23 protein-coding genes are annotated in these 24,478 nt (G+C 57.3%); 5 read left to right on the forward strand and 18 right to left on the reverse strand.

Annotation, left to right across the window (positions count from 1 at the left end; all coding sequences use genetic code 11):
• Nucleotides 1–76: 76 nt before the first annotated feature.
• Nucleotides 77–889, forward strand: coding sequence for a dienelactone hydrolase family protein (locus tag HF679_RS17395; protein WP_123758089.1), 813 nt, complete (start codon nt 77–79; stop codon nt 887–889).
• A gap of 4 nt (nt 890–893) precedes the next feature.
• Here the strand turns inward: HF679_RS17395 and HF679_RS17400 are convergent, their stop codons facing one another.
• The 8 genes from HF679_RS17400 to metE all read right to left on the reverse strand — a co-directional run bounded on the left by HF679_RS17400 (nt 894) and on the right by metE (nt 10,093).
• Nucleotides 894–1,583, reverse strand: coding sequence for a transporter substrate-binding domain-containing protein (locus tag HF679_RS17400; protein WP_123758090.1), 690 nt, complete (start codon nt 1,581–1,583; stop codon nt 894–896).
• Between the two features lie 113 nt (nt 1,584–1,696).
• Nucleotides 1,697–2,989, reverse strand: a complete 1,293-nt coding sequence (locus tag HF679_RS17405; protein ID WP_123758091.1) for an anaerobic sulfatase maturase — start codon at nt 2,987–2,989, stop codon at nt 1,697–1,699.
• A gap of 19 nt (nt 2,990–3,008) precedes the next feature.
• A complete protein-coding gene (locus tag HF679_RS17410) occupies nt 3,009–3,338 on the reverse strand; it encodes a DUF202 domain-containing protein (protein ID WP_123758092.1) in 330 nt (109 codons plus the stop codon).
• Nucleotides 3,335–3,679, reverse strand: a complete 345-nt coding sequence (locus HF679_RS17415; RefSeq protein ID WP_123758093.1) for a YidH family protein — start codon at nt 3,677–3,679, stop codon at nt 3,335–3,337. The genes HF679_RS17410 and HF679_RS17415 overlap by 4 nt, the downstream gene beginning before the upstream one ends.
• Entirely contained in the window at nt 3,676–4,401 is a 726-nt protein-coding gene (locus HF679_RS17420) for a GntR family transcriptional regulator (protein ID WP_187042251.1), read from the reverse strand. Before HF679_RS17420 ends, HF679_RS17415 begins: the two co-directional genes overlap by 4 nt.
• Before the next feature lie 43 nt (nt 4,402–4,444).
• Complete coding sequence (locus tag HF679_RS17425) at nt 4,445–6,190, reverse strand: sulfatase (RefSeq protein WP_123758095.1); 1,746 nt, start codon at nt 6,188–6,190, stop codon at nt 4,445–4,447.
• A 20-nt stretch (nt 6,191–6,210) separates the two neighbouring features.
• Nucleotides 6,211–7,641: a PTS transporter subunit EIIC gene (locus HF679_RS17430; RefSeq protein WP_123758096.1), complete on the reverse strand. Its 1,431-nt coding sequence runs from the start codon at nt 7,639–7,641 to the stop codon at nt 6,211–6,213.
• Nucleotides 7,642–7,831: 190 nt separating this feature from the next.
• Nucleotides 7,832–10,093, reverse strand: a complete 2,262-nt coding sequence (gene metE / locus HF679_RS17435; RefSeq protein ID WP_187042252.1) for a 5-methyltetrahydropteroyltriglutamate--homocysteine S-methyltransferase — start codon at nt 10,091–10,093, stop codon at nt 7,832–7,834.
• A gap of 233 nt (nt 10,094–10,326) precedes the next feature.
• Here metE and metR point away from each other — a divergent pair, with 233 nt between their 5' ends.
• Nucleotides 10,327–11,280, forward strand: coding sequence for an HTH-type transcriptional regulator MetR (gene metR / locus HF679_RS17440; RefSeq protein ID WP_123758097.1), 954 nt, complete (start codon nt 10,327–10,329; stop codon nt 11,278–11,280).
• Here metR and HF679_RS17445 read toward each other — a convergent pair.
• From HF679_RS17445 to pldB, 3 genes are all read right to left on the reverse strand, one after another.
• Nucleotides 11,168–12,067 (reverse strand): carboxylate/amino acid/amine transporter, encoded by a 900-nt coding sequence (locus HF679_RS17445; protein ID WP_187042253.1) that lies wholly within the window; start codon nt 12,065–12,067, stop codon nt 11,168–11,170. The two genes, metR and HF679_RS17445, sit on opposite strands and share 113 nt — an antisense overlap.
• A gap of 88 nt (nt 12,068–12,155) precedes the next feature.
• Entirely contained in the window at nt 12,156–12,956 is an 801-nt protein-coding gene (gene yigL / locus HF679_RS17450; RefSeq protein ID WP_154145223.1) for a sugar/pyridoxal phosphate phosphatase YigL, read from the reverse strand.
• 66 nt (nt 12,957–13,022) lie between these two features.
• On the reverse strand, nt 13,023–14,015 hold the full coding sequence (pldB, locus tag HF679_RS17455; RefSeq protein ID WP_123758100.1) for a lysophospholipase L2: 993 nt from the start codon (nt 14,013–14,015) through the stop codon (nt 13,023–13,025).
• Between the two features lie 109 nt (nt 14,016–14,124).
• Between pldB and rhtB the strand changes: the two genes are divergently transcribed.
• On the forward strand, nt 14,125–14,745 hold the full coding sequence (rhtB, locus tag HF679_RS17460; RefSeq protein WP_123758101.1) for a homoserine/homoserine lactone efflux protein: 621 nt from the start codon (nt 14,125–14,127) through the stop codon (nt 14,743–14,745).
• A 44-nt stretch (nt 14,746–14,789) separates the two neighbouring features.
• On the opposite strand, the gene rhtC is transcribed toward rhtB, so the two are convergent.
• From rhtC to pldA, 3 genes are all read right to left on the reverse strand, one after another.
• Nucleotides 14,790–15,410 carry a threonine export protein RhtC gene (rhtC, locus tag HF679_RS17465; RefSeq protein WP_123758102.1) on the reverse strand — a complete coding sequence of 207 codons (621 nt, stop codon included), beginning with the start codon at nt 15,408–15,410 and terminating at the stop codon, nt 14,790–14,792.
• A gap of 84 nt (nt 15,411–15,494) precedes the next feature.
• Nucleotides 15,495–17,321: an ATP-dependent DNA helicase RecQ gene (gene recQ, locus HF679_RS17470; protein WP_187042254.1), complete on the reverse strand. Its 1,827-nt coding sequence runs from the start codon at nt 17,319–17,321 to the stop codon at nt 15,495–15,497.
• A gap of 67 nt (nt 17,322–17,388) precedes the next feature.
• Entirely contained in the window at nt 17,389–18,261 is an 873-nt protein-coding gene (gene pldA, locus HF679_RS17475) for a phospholipase A (RefSeq protein WP_187042255.1), read from the reverse strand.
• Between the two features lie 156 nt (nt 18,262–18,417).
• Between pldA and yigI the strand changes: the two genes are divergently transcribed.
• A complete protein-coding gene (gene yigI / locus HF679_RS17480) occupies nt 18,418–18,882 on the forward strand; it encodes an acyl-CoA thioesterase YigI (protein WP_123758146.1) in 465 nt (154 codons plus the stop codon).
• Nucleotides 18,883–18,931: 49 nt separating this feature from the next.
• Nucleotides 18,932–19,825 carry an EamA family transporter RarD gene (gene rarD / locus HF679_RS17485; RefSeq protein ID WP_154145219.1) on the forward strand — a complete coding sequence of 298 codons (894 nt, stop codon included), beginning with the start codon at nt 18,932–18,934 and terminating at the stop codon, nt 19,823–19,825.
• 58 nt (nt 19,826–19,883) lie between these two features.
• On the opposite strand, the gene HF679_RS17490 is transcribed toward rarD, so the two are convergent.
• The 4 genes from HF679_RS17490 to uvrD all read right to left on the reverse strand — a co-directional run bounded on the left by HF679_RS17490 (nt 19,884) and on the right by uvrD (nt 24,468).
• Nucleotides 19,884–20,786, reverse strand: coding sequence for an endonuclease/exonuclease/phosphatase family protein (locus tag HF679_RS17490; RefSeq protein ID WP_045853602.1), 903 nt, complete (start codon nt 20,784–20,786; stop codon nt 19,884–19,886).
• 215 nt (nt 20,787–21,001) lie between these two features.
• The gene (gene corA / locus HF679_RS17495) at nt 21,002–21,952 is read right to left on the reverse strand and encodes a magnesium/cobalt transporter CorA (RefSeq protein ID WP_123758105.1); all 951 of its coding nucleotides are present in this window, start codon (nt 21,950–21,952) and stop codon (nt 21,002–21,004) included.
• Nucleotides 21,953–22,100: 148 nt separating this feature from the next.
• Entirely contained in the window at nt 22,101–22,157 is a 57-nt protein-coding gene (ysgD, locus tag HF679_RS25035) for a YsgD/CorL family protein (RefSeq protein ID WP_350028775.1), read from the reverse strand.
• A gap of 148 nt (nt 22,158–22,305) precedes the next feature.
• A complete protein-coding gene (gene uvrD / locus HF679_RS17500) occupies nt 22,306–24,468 on the reverse strand; it encodes a DNA helicase II (RefSeq protein ID WP_154145218.1) in 2,163 nt (720 codons plus the stop codon).
• Nucleotides 24,469–24,478: the final 10 nt, after the last annotated feature.

Here is a 24,478-nt window from a genome sequence, read left to right on the forward strand (position 1 = left end):
GATCGATAACGTCTATTGCAGTATTTAGGGTCTATAGTTATCGGTGCGCTAATAATTAAAGGGTACGGAGAATACCATGACCACAACCAAGCAACCTGGCTTTGCGCCTGCAGCCACGCCGCACGCTTCTACCGCTGTTCATACCTCGGAGGAGAGCATTATCACCGGCGAAACGTCGATCCCGACTCAGGGAGAGAATATGCCGGCGTACCACGCTCGCCCGAAAAACGTTGATGGCCTGCTGCCGGTCGTCATCGTGGTGCAGGAGATTTTCGGCGTTCATGAACATATCCGCGATATTTGCCGCCGTCTGGCACAGGAAGGATATCTGGCGATCGCACCAGAACTCTACTTCCGCCAGGGCGATCCCAATGATTACACCGACATCCCCACGCTGTTCCAGGAACTGGTCAGCAAAGTGCCGGATGCTCAGGTACTGGCAGACCTCGACCATGTTGCCAGCTGGGCCGCGCGTCACGAAGGCGATGCCCATCGGCTGCTGATCACCGGCTTCTGCTGGGGCGGTCGCATCACCTGGCTGTATGCCGCACACAATCCGCAGCTGAAAGCGGCGGTGGCCTGGTACGGGAAACTGGTGGGCCAGAAAACCCTGAACACGCCGAATTATCCGGTGGATATCGCGGTCGATCTCAACGCGCCGGTTCTGGGACTGTACGGCGGCAAAGATGCCAGCATTCCGCAGGATACGGTGGAGACCATGCGTCAGGCGCTACGTGCCGCCAACGCCAAAGCGGAAATCATCGTCTACCCGGAAGCCGATCACGCCTTTAATGCCGATTATCGCGCCAGCTACCATGAAGAGTCAGCCAAAGACGGCTGGCAGCGCATGCTGGCATGGTTTGCCCAGTACGGTGGCAAACGCGCTTAAGCCGCTACCGGTTGCCGATATGGTGGTGAATCATATCGGCAATCGTCCCGTCATCGAGCCACCTTGCCAGGCAATCTCGGATAAAAGCGTAGTGCTGGAGCCGGGTACGCGGTACGCAAATCGCCTGCTGTATCTGACTGAAGCTATCGGGCAGGACGCGAAACTGCGGGTATTGCTGCGCCACGCCGCAGAGCGGCTGACGAATGCCGGCAACCATATCCCCCTCACCGTCGATAAACGCGCGGATCGCCTCCTGGGACGTGGCGTACTGCCGCATCGTCGCCTGCTTTAAGGTTCGAATCAGATACAGCTCATAGGCAGCCCCTTTGCCGACGTTAATCGTCACCCCAGGCTTGTCCATCTCTTGCACAGAGCGAATCTCATTGGCATCTCTGACCATCAGGGTGCTTTCAATGGTGATATAGGGCCGGGTGAAGCACAGCGCGTCTTCCCGAGCGGGGTCTATCGCCAGGAAGGCAATATCCCACTGGTCCTGCAGGGCAGCTTCCACCACTTTTCCGGCCGTCGGCCAGGTGATAAACCGCGCTTCGCGACCGCACTCAGCGGCCAGCTTGCTGGCGAGCGCGACGGAGATCCCACCCGGTGTGTTATCGGGCAATAAGGTGGCGAGAACCGGGTTCCCGAGGTTAATGGCAAAACGTAAAGTGCGCGTTGAGTCGTCGTGCCCGGTCATCGTTCGCTCCCGGAAATGGTTGGCTTACAGGATTGGCCTATATCGTGCCGCTAAGCGTAGCCCAGCCGGGACGATTTCGCAGGCCAGTGCCGCATTTTCCCGCCGCGCTGAGGCTACGACCCACAACATCTTTTGTACTTGCGGCCGCTCCCGCACGGGCAGGGATCGTTGCGCTTCGCCGCCGTTGGCGCCTGCTGTGCCTCGTGTGCCAGCCATTGCGCGATCGCTGACGGCGGGTAGCCATTTTCCTGCAGCTGCTGCCAGGCGTTCATATACGGAGTGATATGTTTGAAAAAGTGCTTATAGCCCGCACACAGGTAGTTGTGGCCCGGATGGCCGCCCGGCGAGACCGCGAACCGGTGCTTCGGGCAGCCACCGTGGCATACCGGACGAAACTCGCAACGACGACAGTCTGCGGTTAAGCGATCTTCTTTAGCCTGCCCGAAGGCGATCGCCTGTTCGCTATGGTTAAGCTCGTGGATGGTTTGCTGATGAATATTGCCCAGCTTATGTTCCGGGTAGACAAAATGATCGCAGTTATACAGATCGCCATTTGATTCGAGGGCAAAAGCGTGGCCGCAGGTTGCCGAATGGACACAAAGCACCGGCGGTTGCCCGGCCCAGGCCGCCAGCGCCACGTCGAACATCTGCACGGAGACCCGCTCGACATCGCGCCGGACCCACAGATCGAAAATCTGGCAGAGAAAGTCGCCAAACTGCCACGACGGTACGGTCCACGGGGCAAGCCTTGCGGCGCTTTCGCCGGGCAGCACCAGCTGCAGCGCCGACGAAGCGTCATTGCTCAGCCGTTCAACCAGCGGAATAAACTGGATATAGCGCGAACCTGCCGCAACCAGGAATTCATACACCTCAAGGGCATGCTCAACGTTGTGTTTGCCGACGACGGTTAAGGTATTAAATTCAACGTGATGGGCTTTGAGCAGCGACATCGCCGCCATGACCCGGTCATGGGTGCCCTTTCCGGCCCGGTTCACACGATACTGGTTATGCAGCGCTGCGGGGCCATCTATCGACAGGCCAATCAAAAAGCGATGTTCGGCAAAAAAACGCGCCCATGCGTCATCCAGCAGGATCCCGTTGGTTTGCAGCGCGTGGGTTATCTTTTTCCCGCCGGCATATTTGTCGCACAACGCCATGACGCGGCGGAAAAACGCCAGCCCCATCATGGTCGGCTCGCCGCCCTGCCAGGCAAAGGTCACGCTATCTCCCGCCTGGGCGTCAATATGCTGACGAATATAGCGTTCCAGAGTCTCGTCAGACATCTGCCAGTGGGTATTGCGCTCGGGATACAGCGCCTCTTTCTCCAGATAGAAGCAGTACGTACAGTCGATATTACATACCGATCCCGTGGGCTTCGCCATCACGTGGCATCCGGTGATTGTCATCGCAGATCTATCCTTTTCATTACAGCCTGAGCAACGCCGGAAGCACCAGCGACAGGGCGACCAGGCTCAGGATGATGCTCAGCAGTCGCTTAACCAGCAGCGAAGAGTGGGTGGTGAGCTCTCGCTCCATGACCGCCTGCTTTTGACGGCAATACGAGACCACCATCAGCACGACCGCCAGCGCGGCGGCGATGCCGCCAAGGGCAGCCACCGCCATCTCGCCACGAGAAAACCCGCCGCGCGTCGCGGCCAGGGCGAGGAGCAACACGCAAAAGGTAGTTCTTTGCCAGGAGAGCGCGGTGCGCTCCGGCTGAAGTCCTGGGTCACGGGGCCGACGGGTCATCGTCATCGCAGAAACAGCACCGCATGCGTCAGCAAGATGGCGATCGCCAGCCCGCTACTGAGCCAGATCAGCATTCTGGGGTAGGCTAAATCAGCGCCTGTGCGCATCGCACGTTCGTTGCCGGCCCAGCGCCGGTACGCGTACCAGGCCAGCAGCGCCGCCGTGAGGCTTAAACCACTGACCAGTAGCTCGCGGGCATGCGCGGAGGCAAAGTTTGTCGCCAGCTGGTCGATCCCAATCGCCGCCGCCATAAAGGCCAGCGCGGTGCGGATCCAGGCAAGGAACGTTCGCTCATTCGCCAGCGAAAAACGATAATCCGGCGCCTTCCCCTGGCTTAGCCATTTCATCGGCTGTTCTCGACAATATACTGGTAGCAGCTGGCGATATGTCTGGCGATGCCAAACTCCACCAGCTCGCCCCGGTCGTTATAGCCTTTACGGGTTTTCACCAGCAGCGGCTCAGAGGCGCTAATCTGCAGAATGGCGCAGTCGCTTTCCGTCGGCAGCTCCGCGGTAATTACATCCTGAAAGCTTTCAATATTTTCGTTATTTTTCTCCAGCATGCTGTACAAGCCGCCGTCGAAGATGTCCAGCGTCAATGTCCCCAGACGCGGGGTCAGCCAGATATAGTTCACCTGAGCAGGCAGCTCATTTTGCCGGAAGATGGTGCGGGTCAGGCGATAGAGCATGCCATCTGGCGCCAGGCCAAACTCACGCGCGATCGGCTCAGGCGGCAGCAGGAGCTCCAGCTTCAGGTTATTACGCGAGATAGGATGTTGCTGCTGCCCATCCACTAAGCGAATGCGGGTTTTGACCCCCTGTTTCTCCGAGGTGCTGATCACCATCGTACCGATACCCGCCTGGCGCTTTACCAGCCCTTTCGCAACCAGTTCCGCCAGCGCGCGGCGCGCGGTGATCCGGCTGACGCCAAACAGCTCTTCAAACTCCGCTTCCGTGGGCAGCACATCATTTTTTTTGTAGGTGCCGGTTTTCAGCCTCTCCAGCAGGATGTCGTATAGCTGGGCGTATAAAGGTTTCGCGCCCCGGGAATAATCCAGCTCTTCTTTCATCTACTTCTACTCCTTTTTCCCCGGCCGTCGCCGGGGATACCACTCAGTCCAGTCGCATTTCTAACGCCATCTTATAGTACACGCTCTGATGCTGCTCCTGCGGAACCTGGTTATGCACGAAGGCCCACAGATTTTCCCGATCCCAGTCGGCCCGGCAGGCCGCCTGTAGCCTCTGCGCCAAATCGAACTGCCCGCTCCCTTCCAGATGCTGCAGCAGCGCAAACAGGCCATAACGGACCTGCGGCGCAAACCCGGCAAGCTCTGGCAGGATGTTCGGGTCCAGCCCCAGCAGCGCCGCCGGTGACCCGGTCAATCCATAGCGCGGATAAAGCTCAGCAGGGGCATCGCTTTCCCGCATCATCTCTATCATCTGCTCACTCAGCCGCTGCGCCACGCTTTCATCACGACATTGCGTCAGTTGGGCCGGGTCCGCCGCGCTGTCATACAGACGGTGACCAAAGCGATCGGCCCCTCTGGTCATCACCGACTCCGCGGGGATCTTCATCACCGGACAGCCCTTGGTGAAGGCGAATGGCGGGTGCAGCGTCGTCTTTTCAAGCTCCTGCGGCGTAAAGCGGCGATTGATACGGGTCGGCATCAGCGTGTACTCGTACAGACCATCAATACCCTGCTCAACGGGCGAGCGCATATACACATAGCGGCCATCGGTAATGTTGATATGGCAGCCATGGTAGCCAAACAGCGCGTAGTCCCGCACCGGCGTATCGTCGAGCAGCGTCGGAAGTAATGACCGGCCCTGCATATCCGCTGGTTTATCCAGCCCGAAGTAATCCAGCAGCGTCGCCGGAAGATCGATGGTCTGTGCCAGCGACTGCCGCGATTCTCCCGCGCCACCGCACCGGGGATGCCAGATAAAGCAGGGAATATTTGCCACTTCGTTATACAGCGGCATAATATTTTTACCCCACCACTCATGCTCCCCAAGCAAGAAACCGTGGTCGGTATTGACGATAAGCAAGGTGTCCTGCCAGAGATCGTAACGATCCATATAATCCAGCACCTTGCCGACATAGGCGTCCACCATGGTCAACAGCGCCATATAATACTTCTGGATCAGGCTTTTGCGCTCATCGGTTTCGGTCACAAAGTAGTATGGCGGCCAGCCGTCAAACTGCGACGGATCGTCGATCCCGTACATTTTCAGGTATTTTTCCGGCACGAAAAACGGCTCATGCGGATCGAAACATTCCAGCTGCAGGAACCAGTTATCGCTGGCATGGTTGGTTTCAAGAAACTCCAGCCCCTTGCCGATCGTCCTCGCCAGATGATGATCCTCTTCATTCTGCATGAACTGGACGTTGATCTGATGCTGCACCCGGCTGGCAATTCGCCGCTGCTTGATCTCGTTCGGTTCCCCGGACTCATACCGATATTGCGGCTTATCCACGACGCCTTTCCAGGCATCGCCCTCCTGACCACGCACGAACTCAAAGGTGCTGTAGCGCGAATGATAGGTCGCGCCGCCGTCACGCCAGTAGTGTTTATGGTCGGTAACCAGATGGCTGTGGATACCGTTTTTCTTCAGTATTTCCGGGACGGAATCATCAAACGGCTCCAGCGGCGACCAGCCACGGTGCAGAAAGTTATAGCGCCCGGTGTGCAGCTCCCGGCGGGCCGGCATGCAGGGCATACTCCCGACAAAAAAGTTGTCAAAACGTACCGTGCGCTCCCGCAGGCGCTGAAAATTCGGCGTGATGGCGCGATCGCTGCCGTAAGCCGACAGCAATTGCTTATTCAGTGAATCGAACATCAACATTATGGCTTTCATGCTTTACTCCTTTTCCTCTCTCACGCCGTTTCTTTGTCGTAACCACGGATTTTGCCGACGATGTACGTCAACACAAAAGCGGCGGTACAACCGGTCAACCACGCCATGATGTACTGCAAATATTTGCCGTCGGCGATCAGCGGCAACGCCGACAGCCCGGCGGCGCCAATGCCGTTGGTCGTGACGCCCAGTAGCACCACCATCACGCCGCCAAATCCCGCCCCGATAGAACCGGTGATAAAGGCAAAGCCGGCGGGAATGTTAACGCCGAAAATCGTTGGCTCGCCGACGGCCAGAATGGAGGTGGGAATGGCGCCTTTGGCTATTTTCTTCATGACCGGATCGCGGGTCAGCATCAGTACCGCCGTCGCCGCCCCTACCATCCCGGCATTGGACATAATCTGGATCGCGAACAGCGGCGCATGGCCGGTGGCGTTAATCATTTCGATATGCACCGGGAACAGGCCGTGATGCAGGCCCAACGAAATTAAGAACGGAAAGAGCGCCGAGAGCACAAAGCCTGCGGCAATGCCGCCGCCGGCAAGCAGACCGTTCAGCCCGTGCAGAATGCCGTCGGAGATAATTCCGGCCACCGGCATAATGACGAACAGCAGCGCCGCCGCCATCACCACCACCACAATCGTCGGCGTCACCACCACATCGACAATATCCGGGACGATCCGCCGCACCCGTTTTTCCAGCAGGCACATCAGCCAGGCGCAAAAAATCACGCCAATCAGCCCGCCCTGGCCCGGCACCAGCCCAAAGGCAGTCAGCTGCGGCAGCATCGTCACGCCCCCTAACAGACCGCCCATGATCGCATTGCCGCCAAACTCTTTTGCCGCCGACATACCGGTATAAATTGCGAGGAAGCCAAATAGCGCTTTCGAGACAATATCGAGAAACTGACTGAGGCCAAGCAGATGCCGTTGATCGAGCACCACCTGGGTCGGCGAGAGATCGCCCAGCGCGACAACGTGATTCGCCAGGGCCCAGGAGGCCGCCGAATTCACAATGACGTTATTGATGCCCATCAGAATACCGGCAGCGATCAGCGACGGCAGAATGGGAACGAAAATATTGGCAATGTGCTTAAGAATAATTTTGGTCCGGGTCTGCTTTTTGGCTTTTGCCCGCGCCAGCGTGCCCTTTTGCTCCACCGCGCTCAGCGTGGCCTCACCGGGCGGGGTTTCGCCGACGGGCTGCGCCTTCAACATGTCGTTAATCACATCCGCGACTTTTGTCGACTTGCCCGGCCCGACAATCACCTGCAAGGTGTCGTCTTCCACCACCCCCAGCACGCCGTCGATACTTTTCAGCGCCGCGATATCAACCTGCGACCGATCGCCGATAGTCATCCGTACCCGGGTCATACAGTTGGTGACATGTTGTAAATTCAACAGGCCACCACAGTGCTTCACAATTGCGCTTCCTACCTGGTTGTAGTCCATACAGAAGTTCCTTTTATTATTTTGGCGGCAATTGTTATAACAATATAATGATATCACATTTGTGAGTAAGCTCATAAAATGACCTGTCGTTTATCCGAATTTACGGAGGGGGTAAGCGCGGGGAAAATAAGAAAAATGCAAAAAAAGAGGAGGCACGGGGCCTCCTCTGGGGATGGATAAGCTGAGGTAATTACGCCTGGCGCAGGTTCTGCGCGGCTTTTACCATGTTAGCCAGCGCCGCGCGGGTTTCCGGCCAGCCGCGGGTTTTCAGGCCGCAGTCCGGGTTGACCCACAGACGTTCAGCCGGGATACGCTGCGCCGCTTTCTCCAGCAACGCTTCGATCCACTCTACGCTGGGGACGTTCGGCGAGTGAATGTCATACACCCCCGGCCCGATTTCGTTCGGGTATTCGAACTCTTCAAACGATTCCAGCAGTTCCATATCGGAACGCGACGTCTCAATGGTGATCACATCGGCATCCAGGGCGGCGATGGAATCCATGATGTCGTTGAACTCGCAGTAACACATGTGGGTGTGGATCTGAGTATCATCCTGCGCCACCGCGGCGTTGATGCGGAACGCCTCGACGCCCCACTGCAGATACGCATCCCAGTCGCTGCGTTTGAGCGGCAGACCTTCGCGCAGCGCCGGCTCATCAATCTGGATGATGCCGATACCGGCGGCTTCCAGATCCGCCACTTCGTCACGCAGCGCCAGGGCAATCTGTTTGGCGATGGTTTCGCGGCTGACATCTTCACGCGGGAAGGACCAGCACAGAATGGTCACCGGACCGGTCAGCATGCCCTTAACCGGCTTGTCGGTCAGCGACTGTGCATACTTCGCCCACTCCACGGTAATGGCTTCCGGGCGGCTGACATCGCCGATCACCACCGGCGGCTTCACGCAGCGGGAACCGTAGCTCTGTACCCAGCCGTTCTGGGTGAAGATAAAGCCGTCCAGGTGCTCACCGAAGTACTCCACCATGTCATTGCGCTCGGCTTCGCCGTGCACCAGAACGTCCAGCCCCAGGCGCTCCTGCTCAACGATCGCTTGCTTAATATGTTCGGCAATCCCGGTGCGGTAGTTGCCAGCATCCAGATTACCTTTTTTGAAGTCCAGACGCAGGCCGCGGATCTCGGTCGTCTGCGGGAAAGAGCCGATGGTGGTGGTGGGCCACGCCGGCAGGTTGAAGCGGCTGCGCTGCGCCTCGGCACGTTCAGCGTACGGGCTGTTGCGCTGGCTGTCCTTAGCGGTAATGGCCGCCAGACGTTTTTCTACCGCCGCGTTATGAACCCGGGTCGAGTGGCGACGGGCCTGAATCGGCGCGCTCCACGCCTCCAGCGCGGCCGTATCACCGCTGTTCAGGGCATCGCGCAGCAGGGATAGCTCCTCACATTTTTGCAGGGCGAAGGCAAACCAGCTTTTCACTTCCGCATCGAGGCGAGTTTCAACGCTCAGGTCGATCGGGCTGTGCAGCAGGGAGCAGGAAGAGGCAATCCACAGCGGGCGTTTGCCGACGATATCTTTGATCTGCGCATACTTCTCGGTCAGATCGGCGCGCCAGACGTTACGACCGTTGATCAAGCCCGCAGAGAGCAGCCAGTCGGCAGGCAGGCGTTGGTGCAACGCCGCTACCTCATCTTTACCGTGCACCAGGTCAACGTGCAGGCCCTGAACCGCCAGGTCAGCAATCGTCTCGAGGTTCGCGGTGATACCTTCAAAGTAGGTGGTCAGCAGCAGCTTAACCTGGCCTGAGAGCGCATCATACGCTGGCTTGAACGCGTCCAGCCACGCCTGCGGCAGCTCCAGCACCAGCGCCGGCTCATCAATCTGTACCCACTCAATGCCGCGTTTTGCCAGTTCCGCCAGCACCTGCTGGTAAACCGGCAGAATGTCGTTCAGCAGGGTCAGGCGGTCAAACTGCTCGCCTTTCACTTTACCGAGCCACAGGTAGGTCACCGGGCCAAGCAATACTGGTTTCACCTTGTGACCGAGCGCCAGCGCTTCGTCCACCTCATCCAGTAGCTGCGTCCAGGTCAGCGCAAATTCCTGACCTTTGCTGAATTCCGGCACCATGTAGTGGTAGTTGGTGTTAAACCATTTGGTCATTTCCGCCGCTGCCGCCGGTTCACCGGTTGGCGCACGACCGCGGCCAATGCGGAACAGGGTGTCGATATCGACGGAACCGTCTTTGTTCTGATGACGAGCCGGTACGTTACCCAGCAGCAGGCTGGTGGTCAGAACATGGTCGTACCAGGCGAAATCCCCGACCGACAACAGGTCAATACCCGCCTGCTTCTGCTGATCCCAATGACGGGCGCGCAGTTCGCGCCCCACCGCCAGCAACGCTTCACGGGTCGAATTACCCGCCCAGTAGCTCTCTTGTGCTTTTTTCAGCTCGCGACGAAGGCCAACGCGAGGGAAACCGAGGGTATGATTAATAATTGTCATTTTTAAGACCTCAATATTTTGAATCCGAAGGATTTCGGATTTAGGGAAGGCGGCAAACTTGCTCATTCCCCGGGAGCTTACTGAAGTAAGTGACCGGGGTGAGGAAGTGCAGCCAACACACCCTAAATTCGAAAGACACAGGATTTAGACGTCCAGATGTTTACACATCTATAATTGAAGGTTACTGTATCTTCCTCAAGCGCAACATTTTCATGCCGAAGTGAAGGACTTTCATGATCGAAATTAAACACCTGAAAACGCTACAGGCGTTGCGGAACAGCGGGTCGCTGGCAGGCGCTGCGGCGGCCCTGCATCAAACCCAGTCCGCCCTGTCCCACCAGTTCAGCGATCTGGAACAACGCCTTGGCTTCCGCCTGTTTGTGCGTAAAAGTCAGCCCCTGCGCTTCACGCCGCAGGGGGAAATCCTGCTGCAGCTGGCAAACCAGGTGCTGCCGCAAATCACCCGCGCGCTGCAGGATTGCCACGAGCCGCTGCAAACGCGCCTGCGCATCGCCATCGAGTGCCATAGCTGTATTCAGTGGCTCACCCCGGCGCTGGAGAATTTCCGCGCCCGCTGGCCGCAGGTCGAAGTGGATTTCCATTCTGGCGTCACCTTTGACCCGCAGCCGGCCCTCCAGCAAAGCGAGCTGGATCTGGTGATGACCTCAGATATCCTGCCGCGCAGCGGCCTGCACTATTCACCGATGTTTGATTATGAAGTGCGCCTGGTCCTCGCGCCGGAGCATCCGCTGGCAGCGAAAACCCGCATTTCGCCAGAGGACCTGGCGACAGAGCTGTTACTGATTTATCCGGTTCAGCGTGGTCGCCTGGATATCTGGCGCCATTTCCTGCAACCGGCCGGGATCAGCCCGCAGCTGAAGAGCGTCGACAATACGTTGCTGTTGATTCAGATGGTTGCTGCACGCATGGGCATCGCCGCCCTGCCGCACTGGGTCGTAGAAAGTTTTGAGCGCCAGGGTCTGGTGGTCACCAAAACCCTGGGCGAAGGACTGTGGAGCCGACTGTACGCCGCGGTGCGCGACGGCGAGCAGCGTCAGCCGGTCACCGAAGCGTTTATTCGCTCAGCGCGGAACCACGCTTGCGATCATTTGCCGTTTGTCCGGAGTGCGGAGCGACCCAACGGCGATGGACCCACAGTGAGGCCAGGATCACCAGAGCCCCAATAATAAAGCTCGGCCAGTGAGGCTGCTCCTGCCAGATGGCGAGGTTAACCAGCAGCCCGGCCGGCACATGCACGTTGTTCATGATGCCCAACGTGCCGGCATCCACCTGCGTCGCCCCGTAGTTCCACATAAAGTAGCCGAGTCCCGACGCCACCACGCCCAACCACACCAGCACGCTCCACTGTAGCGTCGTGGTCGGCAGCCGTTGCGGATTGCCGAGCATCAGCCAGGCCGCCACCGCCACCAGCAAGGCCCCCATATAGAACCAGGCAAAGGCGTTATGCTGCGGCATCGGACGCAGCTCCATCAGCCGCTTATAGCCCACCATGCCGATCGCAAAGCTGAGGTTCGACAGCTGAACCAGCAGCAGGCCGGTCCAGAAATGATCGCTCACTTTGTCATAGCGAATAATCGCCGCGCCCAGCACCGCCAGCCCGGCGCTCAGCAGGTATCCCCAGCGCAGCTTACGCCCGCTGATCAGATCATAAATCAGGGTGATATAGAGCGGCGTGAAGACGGTAAACAGCAGAAATTCAGAGACCGTCAGGTACACATAGGCGCGGAAGGCCAGCAGATACATGATGCCCAGCTGCATCGCGCCGACCAGCATGTAGAGCACGATGGTCCGCGGCGATTGCCCACGGGTACGCAGAAACGGCAGGAACACCAGTGCCGCCAGCCCCACCCGCATCAGCACGGAGAAGTAGCTATCGACGCTACCCGCCAGGTATTCGCCGATCAGGCTAAAGGAAAAGGCCCACAGGTTAGTGGTGATAATCAGTAGCGCCACAATGAATGTCTCTCAGGAAGAAGAGCACTCATTGTAGCGGAGAGTTCGGTTGACAACTGAACAATAGATGAACAGTCGTCAATCTTTATCAGCCGAGGTAGAGATTGCGCAGGTAGTGCGGCACCGCGTCGTCGGCGTTGCTGCCGATCACTTCCAGCTCCGGATGCAGGTCTTTCAGCCGTTGGTGCGCGTTCAGCATGATGCAGCCTTTGCCAGCCATCGACAGCATTTCCGCATCGTTCATGCCATCGCCAAAGGCGATGCAGTCTTTCAGATGGTAGCCGAGCATTTTGGCAACCGCTTCCAGCGCATGTCCCTTCGACACGCCGCCGGCCATCACTTCCAGGCAGGTCAGGGTCGAGAAGCTGACGTTGACGCGATCGCCCCAGCGCGCGTTGATCGCCTGCTCCAGCGGCAGCAGATGCTCGTGATCTTCGCAGGTGAAGAACACTTTGCTGATCCCCTGCGGATCGAGCTCGCCCGCTTCATACAGCTTGTAGTTGAAGACCGCTTCTTTGAAAAAGCGCATCTCTTCCGGACGATGGCGGTTCATATACCACTCATCTTCACGGTAGACGTTGGTCACCACTTTCGGGTCGTTACGCATCATCTCAAACAGATCGGCCGCGATATCGCGGTCAAGGTTATGCGCAAAGATCTGCTGCCCGTCGCTATCGTGCACGCGCGCGCCGTTGGAGGTGATCATGTAGGATTTAATACCGAGATTATCGCGGATCTGCCCGACATCGATGTAATGGCGACCGGTTGCGAAGACAAAATTGATACCGCGCGCGGTCAACAGCTGCAGCGTCTCTTTTGCGTAGGGGGTTAAGTAGTGATCGGGAGAAAGCAGCGTGCCATCTAAGTCAGATGCAACAACCTGGTACATAAAAATTTTAACCTCTAAGCAGGGCGACGAGCATTTCGCCGGATTAAGAGCCTGTCCTGGCAGACTCTAATTGTGTCGAGTGAAAAAATCGACGATGGCATTCAGCGCGACTGAGCGCATGGCGTCCTTTTCAAAAAGGATCTCATGGTATGCCCCTTCTATGACAAGCGGCTTATTACCCTCGCAGGGATGACCTGCTGCAGCACGACGTTCGCAATAGCGCTCGTGCATGCGGTTATCGACAACCCGTTCTTCTTCGGCCTGCAATAACAATGTCGGGGTGGTGTCTTTCTCAACGCCCGCCAGCGCTTCTTCGCCGGCAAGCACGCCCTCACGTACCCAGTGATAGGTTGGCCCGCCAACGCGCAGCTGCGGTTCATCGGCATAAAATCGCAGGTTACGCTGGTAGCGTTGACGGCTGTGCGTCAACACGTTGACCGAGAAGGGCAACGCCCGCCAGCGCCCGGTACCGAGCGCGTACTCTTCCCGAATGCGCTGATGGCCCTCAGCCCAGTCGAGAATATGCCGCACCATCCAGTCAGGGAAACGCATGACAATGCCAAACATCGGCGCGCACAGCGCAATCGCATCACAATGCGGCTGATGACGCTGCAAAAATAACGTGGCGATCGCGCCCCCCATCGAATGGCCGAGTATAAACCGTTTTCGCCAGTGACCGGGAGCGACTTCCTGCTGCCAGAGCGCAGCCAGATCGTCGACATAATCGCTAAAGCGCACCACGTGACCGCGATGGCTGTCGTTGAGGATGCGTCCGGAACGTCCCTGGCCGCGATGATCGATAATCATCACGTCAAAGCCGCTGTGGAACAGGTCATAAGCCAGTTCGGCGTATTTCACATAGCTTTCAATACGCCCCGGGCAAATCACCACCACCCGATCGTTATCTTTGACGCAAAAGCGCACGAAGCGAACCGGGACATCATCTACGCCCCTGAATTCCGCCTCTTCCCGCTGACGCCAGAAATCGGTAAGTGGCCCCATCGTAAAAGCCGCAAACGCGTTTTCTCGCGTGTCCCACTCCTTTTGCTGCTTGAACATCGGGTTTACACCCCTGTTAACCACTGAAAATCGTTTTTTTATCGCGCATCAGACAATGCTTACACAATAGCGTATTGTGGCATAAAAACAGACAATCAGGGAGTTTCTCATGACGTTCGAGTGGTGGTTCGCCTATCTGCTGACATCTATCATTCTCAGCCTGTCGCCGGGATCCGGGGCGATTAATACCATGACGACCTCAATCAACCACGGCTACCGTGGCGCGGCCGCCTCTATTGCTGGTTTACAGGCCGGGCTGGCCATTCATATCGTACTCGTCGGGATTGGGCTGGGAACGCTGTTTTCCCGTTCTGTGCTGGCCTTCGAAGTGCTGAAATGGGCCGGGGCAGCCTATCTTATCTGGCTGGGTATTCAGCAGTGGCGGGCGGCGGGTTCCCTCAACCTCAACACCCTGGCGAAGGCACAAACGCGCGGGAAACTATTCCAGCGCGCGGTGTTCGTTAACCTCACCAACCCGAAGAGCATTGTCTTCCTGGCCGCGCTGTTCCCACAGTTCATCACGCCGGATCAGCCCCAGCTCATGCAGTATCTGGTGCTGGGCGTCACGACCGTCGTGGTGGATATCATCGTCATGATTGGCTACGCAACGCTGGCGCAGCGGATTGCGGCATGGATTAAAGGTCCAAAGCAGATGAAGGCCTTGAACAAGGTGTTCGGATCGTTATTTATGCTGGTAGGGGCGTTGCTGGCTTCCGCACGCCATGCCTGAGAAGTGCGTCCCGGTTTACCTCAGGCGAACCGGGACATATCTGCTTAGCGTGAAATAATCAGATGAATACCGAAACCGGCAAACAGCGTACCGGCAATACCGTCGATCCATTTCGCCATGCGCTGATACCCGCGACGCATCGTCGGTAACGCAAACAGGCTGGCGACGACGGTGAACCAGGCCAGGGTTTCAAGGACGATCAGCAGGAAAATACCCCAGCGCTCGCCCGCGCCAACATCATCCCCGACAAACAGCGAGAACACGGAACCGAAGTAAATGATCGCCTTCGGGTTGGCGAGGTTTGTCAGCAGCCCTTTCAAAAAGCTGCGCCCGCTGCGGGCCAGTTCAACCTGCGGTTCCGCCGCCGTGACGTCGCTTTTCTTCAGCGCGCCGCGCAGCATCTGATACCCCATCCAGCACAGATACAGGCCGCCGCCGACCATAATAATGGTGTGCAGCCAGGCCATTTTTTCGATAATCAGGTGCAGGCCAAGCAGCGCCACGCCCGCCCAGACCATGACGCCAACGGTAATGCCCAGCACGCCCATCATCGCCTCTTTACGAGAGCGGCTGACGGCGGTCTGAGAAACAAAGAAAAAATCCGGGCCAGGACTCATCAGCGCAATGATATGCACCAGCGCGACGGTCAGGAAAAGCATCAGCATGATTGAACCCTACTTAACAGGCTATTTTACTAGCAGGAATATAGTGAAGACCGAAACTATCCTGGCACTTTTTGGCCCGGCTGACTACTCATCTTCACCATCGACATGGGCGCGGATCAGCGCCATAAACTCTTTACCGAAGCGCTCCAGTTTCCGCGTGCCCACGCCGTTGACGCTCAGCATCTCACCGGCGGTGATCGGCGATTGCTCGGCCATTTCAATCAGCGTCGCGTCGTTAAAGACGACATACGGCGGGATATTCTCTTCGTCGGCAATAGCCTTGCGTAACTTGCGCAGCTTGGCGAACAGCTTGCGATCGTAGTTGCCGCCGAAGGTTTTTTGCATCGCCTTCGGTTTGAGCGCCACGATACGCGGCACGGCGAGCTGCAGCGGCACCTCGCCACGCAGTACCGGACGGGCGGCTTCGGTCAGCTGTAGCGCCGAATGCTGGGCAATATTTTGCGTCACCAGGCCGAGATGAATCAGCTGGCGAATCACGCTCACCCAGTGCTCGTGGCTCTGATCGCGACCTATGCCGTACACCGGCAGCTTGTCATGGGCCATCTCGCGAATGCGCTGATTATTGGCCCCGCGCAGCACCTCAACCACATAGCCCATCCCGAAGCGCTGATTCACGCGGTAAATGGTCGACAGCGCCTTACGCGCGTCCATTAAGCCGTCGTACTGTTTTGGCGGGTCGAGGCAGATATCGCAGTTACCGCACGGCTCCTGACGCCCCTCGCCAAAATAGTTCAGCAACACCAGGCGGCGGCAGGTTTGCGCTTCGGCAAACGCGCCCATCGCGTTGAGCTTATGGCGTTCAATATCCTGCAGCGGCCCGGCGGGTTTCTCCTCCAGACAGCGGCGTAACCACGCCATATCGGCCGGATCGTAAAACAGCATCGCTTCTGCCGGCAGGCCATCGCGCCCGGCGCGCCCGGTTTCCTGGTAATAGGATTCAATATTGCGGGGAATGTCGAAGTGCACCACGAAGCGGACGTTGGGTTTGTTGATCCCCATGCCGAAGGCAACGGTCGCGACGACGATTTGCAGATCGTCGCGCTGAAATTTTTCCTGCACGTCCGCCCGGATGTCGTTTTCCAACCCGGCATGATAGGCCGCGGCGCTGATACCCCGGCTTTGCAGACGGGCGGCGGTATCTTCCACTTTCGAACGGCTGTTGCAGTAGATGATGCCCGATTTGCCACGCTGGTCCTGCACGTAGCGCATCAGCTGATCGAGAGGTTTAAACTTCTCCATCAGCATATAGCGGATGTTGGGGCGATCGAAGCTGCTGACCTGAATCAGCGGGTCGTTCAGCCCCAGCAGGCGCACAATATCGCGGCGGGTGGTGTCATCGGCGGTCGCCGTCAACGCCATAAACGGGATCTGCGGCATGCGCTGACGCAGCTGGCCCAGCGCGGCATACTCCGGACGGAAGTCATGCCCCCATTGGGAAATACAGTGGGCTTCATCCACCGCCAGCATCGCCAGGTTCCAGTGGCTGAGATGCTCGAGGAAGTTATCCAGCATCAATCGCTCAGGGGCGATATACAGCAGGCGGATCTGGCCGTTGCGACAGCCCGCCATCACGTCCTGCTGCTGTTCGCGGCTCTGCGTCGAGTTAAGACAGGCGGCGGCCACGCCGTTGGCCAGCAGTTGGTCGACCTGATCTTTCATCAGCGAGATCAGCGGCGACACGACGACGGTCAGGCCACCCAGTACCAGTGCCGGTACCTGATAGCACAGCGATTTACCGCCGCCGGTGGGCATGACAACCAGGCAGTCACGCCCGCCCAACGCCGTGTCGATAATGGTTTCCTGGCCAGGGCGAAACTGCTGGTAGCCGAAGGTTTCCTGTAAAACCTGCTTTGCCAGCACTGTTTGATTCAATACTTCCGCCTGCGCCACGTTGACCCCACCTGCCTGAAAAGAAAACAGGCGCTATTTTCAGCGCCCGTGAGCCAGAGTGCAACGATTAAAACAGATCGTTGAGCGTTACACCGACGCCAACACGCGTCTGGTTAAAATTATAGTCAATCAGCGATTCACCATAACCACTGTAGACCTGGGTGTAGAAACGCACGTGGCGGGTGATCGGATAGCTCACGCCCAGCTCGGCGCCACCGTAACCGGTGTTCCAGTTATATTGCCCCTGGGCGCTCAGAATTGCCTCACCGAGCTGATAGCCGACCTTCAGGCGGTAATAGCCCATATATTTGGTGATATCCGGGTTATCATCGGTGCTGCCGATAACGTACCAGGGCTTCACTTCCACCAGCCAGTTGCCGTTTTGCGCCATCAGGCGGGTATACAGGCGATTCCAGCTGCGGGAGGTGGGATCGGAGCGGCCGTTGGAGTCGTGATTATAGCCTACCTCAATATCGCGCAGCGTCCAGCCGGCAAGCCGATAATCCGTCGCAAAGCCGAGGAACAGCTGCGGCTCATAGTTCGTTTCGCGAAACGGCGCGGACTCCTTGCTGTTTGAGAGCTGCCACCAGGATTTCTGCGTATAGGAGGCACCGAGCAGCGAATTATCACCGAGGATCCCGCGCCACAGCGGGAAGGCCAGGCTGAGCTGGAATTTCACTTCATCTTTGCGGGCGTTCTCCGCCCAGTCATAGCTGGATATCGCTTCCTTGTTGATATCGCTGCTCCACGTATAGAGCAAGTAGTTGCTCTCATAGGGATAGAGCAGGAACGGATTATCATGATCCTGTAGCAGGTTAGCGATAATGCTGCCGCGCACCGCGGGAGTATCGTGGACCTGATGATTAATCGGCACGTCCTGCGCCAAAACGCCGGCCGGGAGCGCAACCAGCGCCAGCAGCCAGGCCAAAGAGATACGCATTGCTGTTCTCCTGAATGAGTGATTTTTATTTCTGTTTTACCCCGGACCCATTCTACCTGTTTATAACCGCCCTGCCCGGTTATCCGTTCTGAAAGTGGTAATCACCGTTTTAGAAGCATAAAATCAACATCTCATTAACGAATGGATATCATCGTCATGTCTGAACTTACTGCCGAAGCCGCCCTTAAGCTGGTAGGCGAAATTTTTGTCGACCACATGCCTTTCAACCGCGCCTTAGGCCTGAAGTTAGAGCGTTACGAAAAAGAGTTCGCCCAGCTGAGCTTTAAAAACCAGCCTATGATGGTCGGCAACTGGGCGCAAAGCATTCTGCACGGCGGCGTGATCGCCTCGGCGCTGGACGTTGCCGCCGGCCTGGTGTGCGTCGGCAGTACGCTGACCCGCCATGAGACCATCAACGAAGAAGAGCTGCGCCAGCGCCTGTCGCGTATGGGCACCATCGACCTGCGCGTCGACTACCTGCGGCCGGGCCGCGGAGAGCACTTCACCGCCACCAGCAGCCTGCTGCGCGCCGGGAATAAAGTGGCGGTCGCCCGCGTAGAATTACATAACGAAGAGCAGGTTTATATCGCCAGCGCCACGGCGACGTATATGGTGGGTTGATCGGCGTAAATCGAGTAACATCGCTGTTTTGGCGTAACGGATTTTACCGATGGATGCAAAACAAACGCGGCTGGGGATTATTCTGGCTCTTGCCGCCTATTTTATCTGGGGCATCGCACCAGCCTATTTCAAACTTATCTACTATGTTCCCGCCGATGAAATCCTGACCCATCGCGTGATCTGGTCGTTCTTTTTCATGCTGGCATTGATCAGCCTCAGCCACCAGTGGCCGCAGGTGAAGAAACTGCTGCATACGCCGCGGAAGGTGTTTCTGCTGGCGGTGTCGGCGGTGCTGATTGGCGGCAACTGGCTGCTTTTCATCTGGGCGGTGAATAACCACCATATGCTGGAAGCTAGCCTTGGCTACTTTATTAACCCGCTGGTGAATATTGTGCTGGGGATGATCTTCCTCGGCGAGCGCTTCCGCCGGATGCAGTGGCTGGCGGTACTGCTGGCGCTTTGCGGCGTGCTGGTACAGCTGTGGACCTTTGGTTCGCTGCCGATTATCGGCCTGGGGCTGGCCTTTAGCTTCGCCTTTTACGGGCTGCTGCGTAAAAAGATAGCCGTCGATGCGCAAACCGGCATGCTGGTGGAAACTCTGTGGCTGTTACCGGTGGCGGCGCTGTATCTGTTCGCCATCGCCGATAGCCCGACCAGCCATATGGGGCAAAACCCGTGGTCGCTGAACCTGCTGCTGATGGCTGCCGGCGTCGTTACCACCATCCCGCTGCTGTGCTTTACCGGCGCGGCCACCCGCCTGCGACTCTCTACGCTGGGGTTCTTCCAGTATATTGGTCCAACGCTGATGTTCCTGCTGGCGGTGGTGTTTTACGGGGAAGTGCCGGGGGCCGATAAGATGGTGACCTTCGCCTTTATCTGGATTGCGCTGGCGGTGTTTATCGTCGATGCGCTGTACACCCAGCGCCGGCTGCGTCGGGCTTAGCGCCGTCGCGTCCGCCTCACGCGCCGGCCTCTCATCCGCAGAGGCCGGCGCGTTATTTTTACTGCTCGGTGAGCTCCAGCTCGGCAATCAGGGGTAAATGATCGCTGGCGGATGACCAGGCAAAGGCCGGCGAGTTATGCGGCACCTCGATTTTTTTCACATTCCATTTTTGCCCCTTGAAGGTAAAAATATGGTCAATATCTATTGCCGGGTTAACCGCGGGCCAGGTGCGGTAATCCGTCCCCTGCTTCACCACGGGGTTAAAGAAATAACCCACCTCTTTTAACGGCTGCTCATCGTGCGTGGAGTTAAAATCACCCGCGAGAATTTTGATCGATGAGGCGATATCTTTAAAGTCGGATGGGGCATCGCCGATGCTCACGTCCAGAAGATGGCGAACCTGCTCCACGCGCATCGTCGGATCCTTCTGCCAGTCGAGATGGGTCACCATCACCAGCACCGGGCTGTCAAAGCCGGGAACGGCGATTTGCGCCAATAGCGCGATTCGCTGCTCGGCATCCCCCGACGGCAGCTTAATCACCTGGGTGTGGTCGATTTTATATTTGGACAGAATACCGAGACCATACTCACCGCCGTCGAAATCCAGCGCTTTGCCGAAGGCGTAGTGATAGCCGTTAGCGTCCGCGATGGTTTTTAGCTGATCGATTTTCTGGCTTCTGGCGGTTTTATTATCGACTTCCGGAACCGCAATAATATCGGCGCCGATGTTCTTAATCGCTAAATTGAGTGCAGTAAAATCCGCCACGTTATCGGACGCTTCATTCTTGCCGATGTTATAGGTCGCAATCTTCAGCTGAGGATAATTCTCGGCGTAGACTTTATCCGCAACGCCGCCTTTTTGAACCGCAAGAATTTCATTACCAGCAAGTTTTTCAACAGCTTGTGCATTAACGGAGAGGCAGGCAAGCGCCAGGAAGGGTAGTGTAAAGATACTTTTCATTATAAAATTTCACTTTTTTTTATCGGGAATATTGCGATGGTAACAATTATCCCTCAGCTTTTATGTGACTTATGGCCCACACTTCTGATGCGTAGAGAATTAAGTCACTCGCGATAATCAAAGCCTGTTTCCGTTCCCCGGCGCGGCGGCCGACATAAAGGCGAAAAAAAGCCGGCCACCTTATAAGGCGGCCGGTTTTGATATAATTTATTGTTTTAAAGCCAGTTTTTACGCTTAAAGTAGAGATATGGCGCCAGGCCGGCCAGCATCATAAAGACGATCGCCCCCGGATAACCAAAGCTCCAGTGCAGCTCGGGCATAAACTCAAAGTTCATCCCATAGCTTGACGCCACCAGGGTTGGCGGCAGGAAGACTACGGAGACCACCGAGAAGATCTTGATGATGCGGTTCTGCTCGATGTTGATAAAGCCCATCGCCGCCTGCATCAGGAAGTTCACCTTCTGGAACAGCGATTCGTTATGCGGCAGCAGAGATTCGATATCGCGCAGGATCTCGCGCGCCTGCTCCAGCTGCCCCGCCGGCAAACGGGCCTTACGCACCAGGAAGTTCAGCGCTCGCTGGGTATCCATCAGACACAGGCGCACCTTCCAGCCGATATCCTCTTGTTCCGCCAGCGTTGACAGCGCGTCATCGTACTCGTCGCCCTGACGGCCTTCCATAATCACGCGGCTGAGTTTTTCCAGGTCGCTATAGATGTTTTCGATTTCATCCGCCAGCTGTTCAATTTTGGTTTCGAACAGATCCAGCAGCAGCTCATAGGCGTTGCCATCAACCATTAGCTGGTTGCGCACGCGCATGCGATAGAGACGAAACGCGGGCAGTTCGCGCTCGCGCAGGGTGAACAGGCGCCCTTCACGAATCGTAAACGCCACGGTGGAGTTACCGGCGTGGTCTTCGGCATCTTCAAAAAAGAAGAATGAGTGAATGTGCAAACCGTCTTCGTCTTCGAAGAAACGCGCCGATGCTTCGATGTCTTCCAGTTCCGGGCGGGTAGCCAGGTTCTGACCCAATTCCGTCTGTACGCGGCTTCGTTCATCGTCGTCTGGCTCCACCAGATCGACCCACACCGAACTGGCGAGATGTTTTATTTCATCCGCTTCCAGGCGTGTTAAACGATTATTTTCCAGTTGAAATGCGCTCAGCATGACCGGGACTCCCAATGCAAAAAAATTATCGGACAGTTCGGTGGGCACACAGAAACAATTTGGGTTTCAGACCATTAAGCCTGACTCAGAGCGACGGGAATGACGGGTCGCCGACAACCGCTAAGGCTATCAGCATAAGAGGATAGCCTTAGGAGTTGTTCCTGACGGACAGGAAGTTGAGCCAGCATCTACTGGGTGTGTCCAAGGCGAATGTCCTCTTAGCGTAATCGTGCGCGCATGTTACGCCAGCGCAAAAACGGCGTCAACACGCAACGGAACGCTAAAGAGCAAATCCTGCCCTTTAGCATATAAGGCTAGCAGATAATTATAAAAAAACGATATTTTTCTTAATGTTACACTGTTTCCAGCCGCGCATAAGCCGCCACCAGCCATTTGATACCTTGCCCCTGGAACGCCACTTGCAAGCGACTGTGTTCGCCGCTTCCTTCCAGATTGACGATGGTACCTTCGCCGAACTTAGGATGGCGAACCCGCTGGCCCAGCTTGTAGCCGGTATCGTTTTCCGCCATCGGCGTTCCCATTCGCTGATGGCTGACCGGACGGCTCACCGTCGCCCGCAGACGCACCTCTTCCACGCAGTCTTCCGGCAGCTCGCCGATAAAGCGCGACGGACGGTGGTAGACCTCTTTGCCGTACAGCCGACGGGTTTCCGCATAGGTCAGGGTCAGCTTCTGCATCGCCCGCGTCACGCCAACGTAGGCCAGGCGACGCTCTTCTTCCAGACGGTCGCCTTCATCCAGCGCCATCTGGCTCGGGAACATCCCCTCTTCCACGCCGACGATAAACACCTGCGGGAACTCCAGGCCTTTCGCCGAGTGCAGGGTCATCAGCTGTACCGCGTCCTGCCAGGTATCCGCCTGCCCTTCGCCCGCTTCCAGCGCGGCGTGGGAGAGAAACGCCTGCAGCGGCATTAAATCTTCATCTTCGTCGTTGTAGCTGAACTGGCGCGTTGCCGTCACCAGTTCCTCTAAGTTTTCAATACGGGTCTGGCCCTTCTCGCCTTTCTCCTGCTCGTACATGATCCGCAGGCCGGAATCCTTAATGACCCGGTCGGTCTGGACATGCAGCGGCATATCCACGGTTTCCTGCGCCAGGGCGTCTATCAGCTCCATAAAACGCTGTAACGCGCTGGCGGCACGACCGGCCAGGGCTTTATCTTTCAGCAGTTCACGGCACGCCTGCCACAGCGTGAGCTGACGATCGCGCGAGGTCTGACGCACCACGTCGAGCGTGCGATCGCCGATGCCGCGCGTCGGGGTATTCACCACGCGCTCAAAGGCCGCGTCGTCGTTGCGGTTGGCAATCAGGCGCAGATACGACAGCGCATCTTTAATTTCCTGGCGTTCGAAGAAGCGCATACCACCGTAGATCCGGTACGGCATGCTGGCCTGTAACAGCGCCTCTTCCAGCAAACGCGACTGGGCGTTGCTGCGATACAAAATCGCGCACTGCTCCAGCGCCCCGCCGTTCTCCTGCCAGGTCTTAATACGGTTAACCACAAAGCGCGCTTCATCGAGATCGTTGAAGGCGCAATAGAGCGAGATCGGTTCGCCGTCGGCGCCATCGGTCCACAGTTTTTTTCCCAGACGCCCGCTGTTGTTTTCAATCAGGGCGTTCGCCGCGCTCAGGATGTTGCTGGTTGAACGGTAGTTCTGCTCCAGGCGGATGGTTTCTGCACCGGGGAAGTCGTTAAGGAAGCGCTGGATGTTCTCTACCTGGGCGCCGCGCCAGCCGTAGATCGACTGGTCGTCATCGCCGACAATCATTACCTTGCCGCTGTCGCCCGCCAGCAGGCGAATCCAGGCGTACTGGATGTTGTTGGTATCCTGAAACTCATCGACGAGGATATTGGTGAAGCGCTCACGGTAGTGCTGGAGAATATGCGGCTTGTTGAGCCACAGCTCGTGCGCGCGCAGCAGCAGCTCGGCAAAATCCACCAGACCGGCGCGATCGCAGGCTTCCTGATAGGCCTGATAGACCTGCTGCCAGGTTTGCTCAACCGGGTTACCGTAGCTTTGAATATGGTGCGGGCGTAGCCCTTCGTCTTTCTGGCTGTTGATGTACCACATTGCCTGACGCGGCGGCCACTGCTTCTCGTCGAGGTTCATGGCTTTAATCAGGCGTTTCAGCAGACGCAGCTGATCTTCGCTATCGAGGATCTGAAAATCCTGCGGCAGGTTAGCATCCAGATGGTGGGCCCGCAGCAGTCGGTGGGCCAGTCCGTGGAATGTGCCGACCCACATGCCGCCCTGGCTGGTTCCCATCAGCTGGCTGATACGATGACGCATCTCTGCTGCCGCTTTGTTGGTAAAGGTCACCGCCATAATCGAATAGGGTGAGCAGTTTTCCACGCTCAGCAGCCAGGCGATACGATGCACCAGGACACGAGTCTTACCGCTGCCCGCTCCAGCCAGAACCAGCATATTGGTACGCGAAGCGGCAACGGCTTCGCGCTGTTTGTCATTAAGGCTGTCGAGCAGGTAAGAAACGTCCATTGGCACCGCC

Origin of the sequence: Enterobacter sp. JUb54, assembly GCF_014298075.1 — a bacterium.
GTDB classification, from domain to species: Bacteria; Pseudomonadota; Gammaproteobacteria; order Enterobacterales; family Enterobacteriaceae; genus Klebsiella; species Klebsiella lignicola.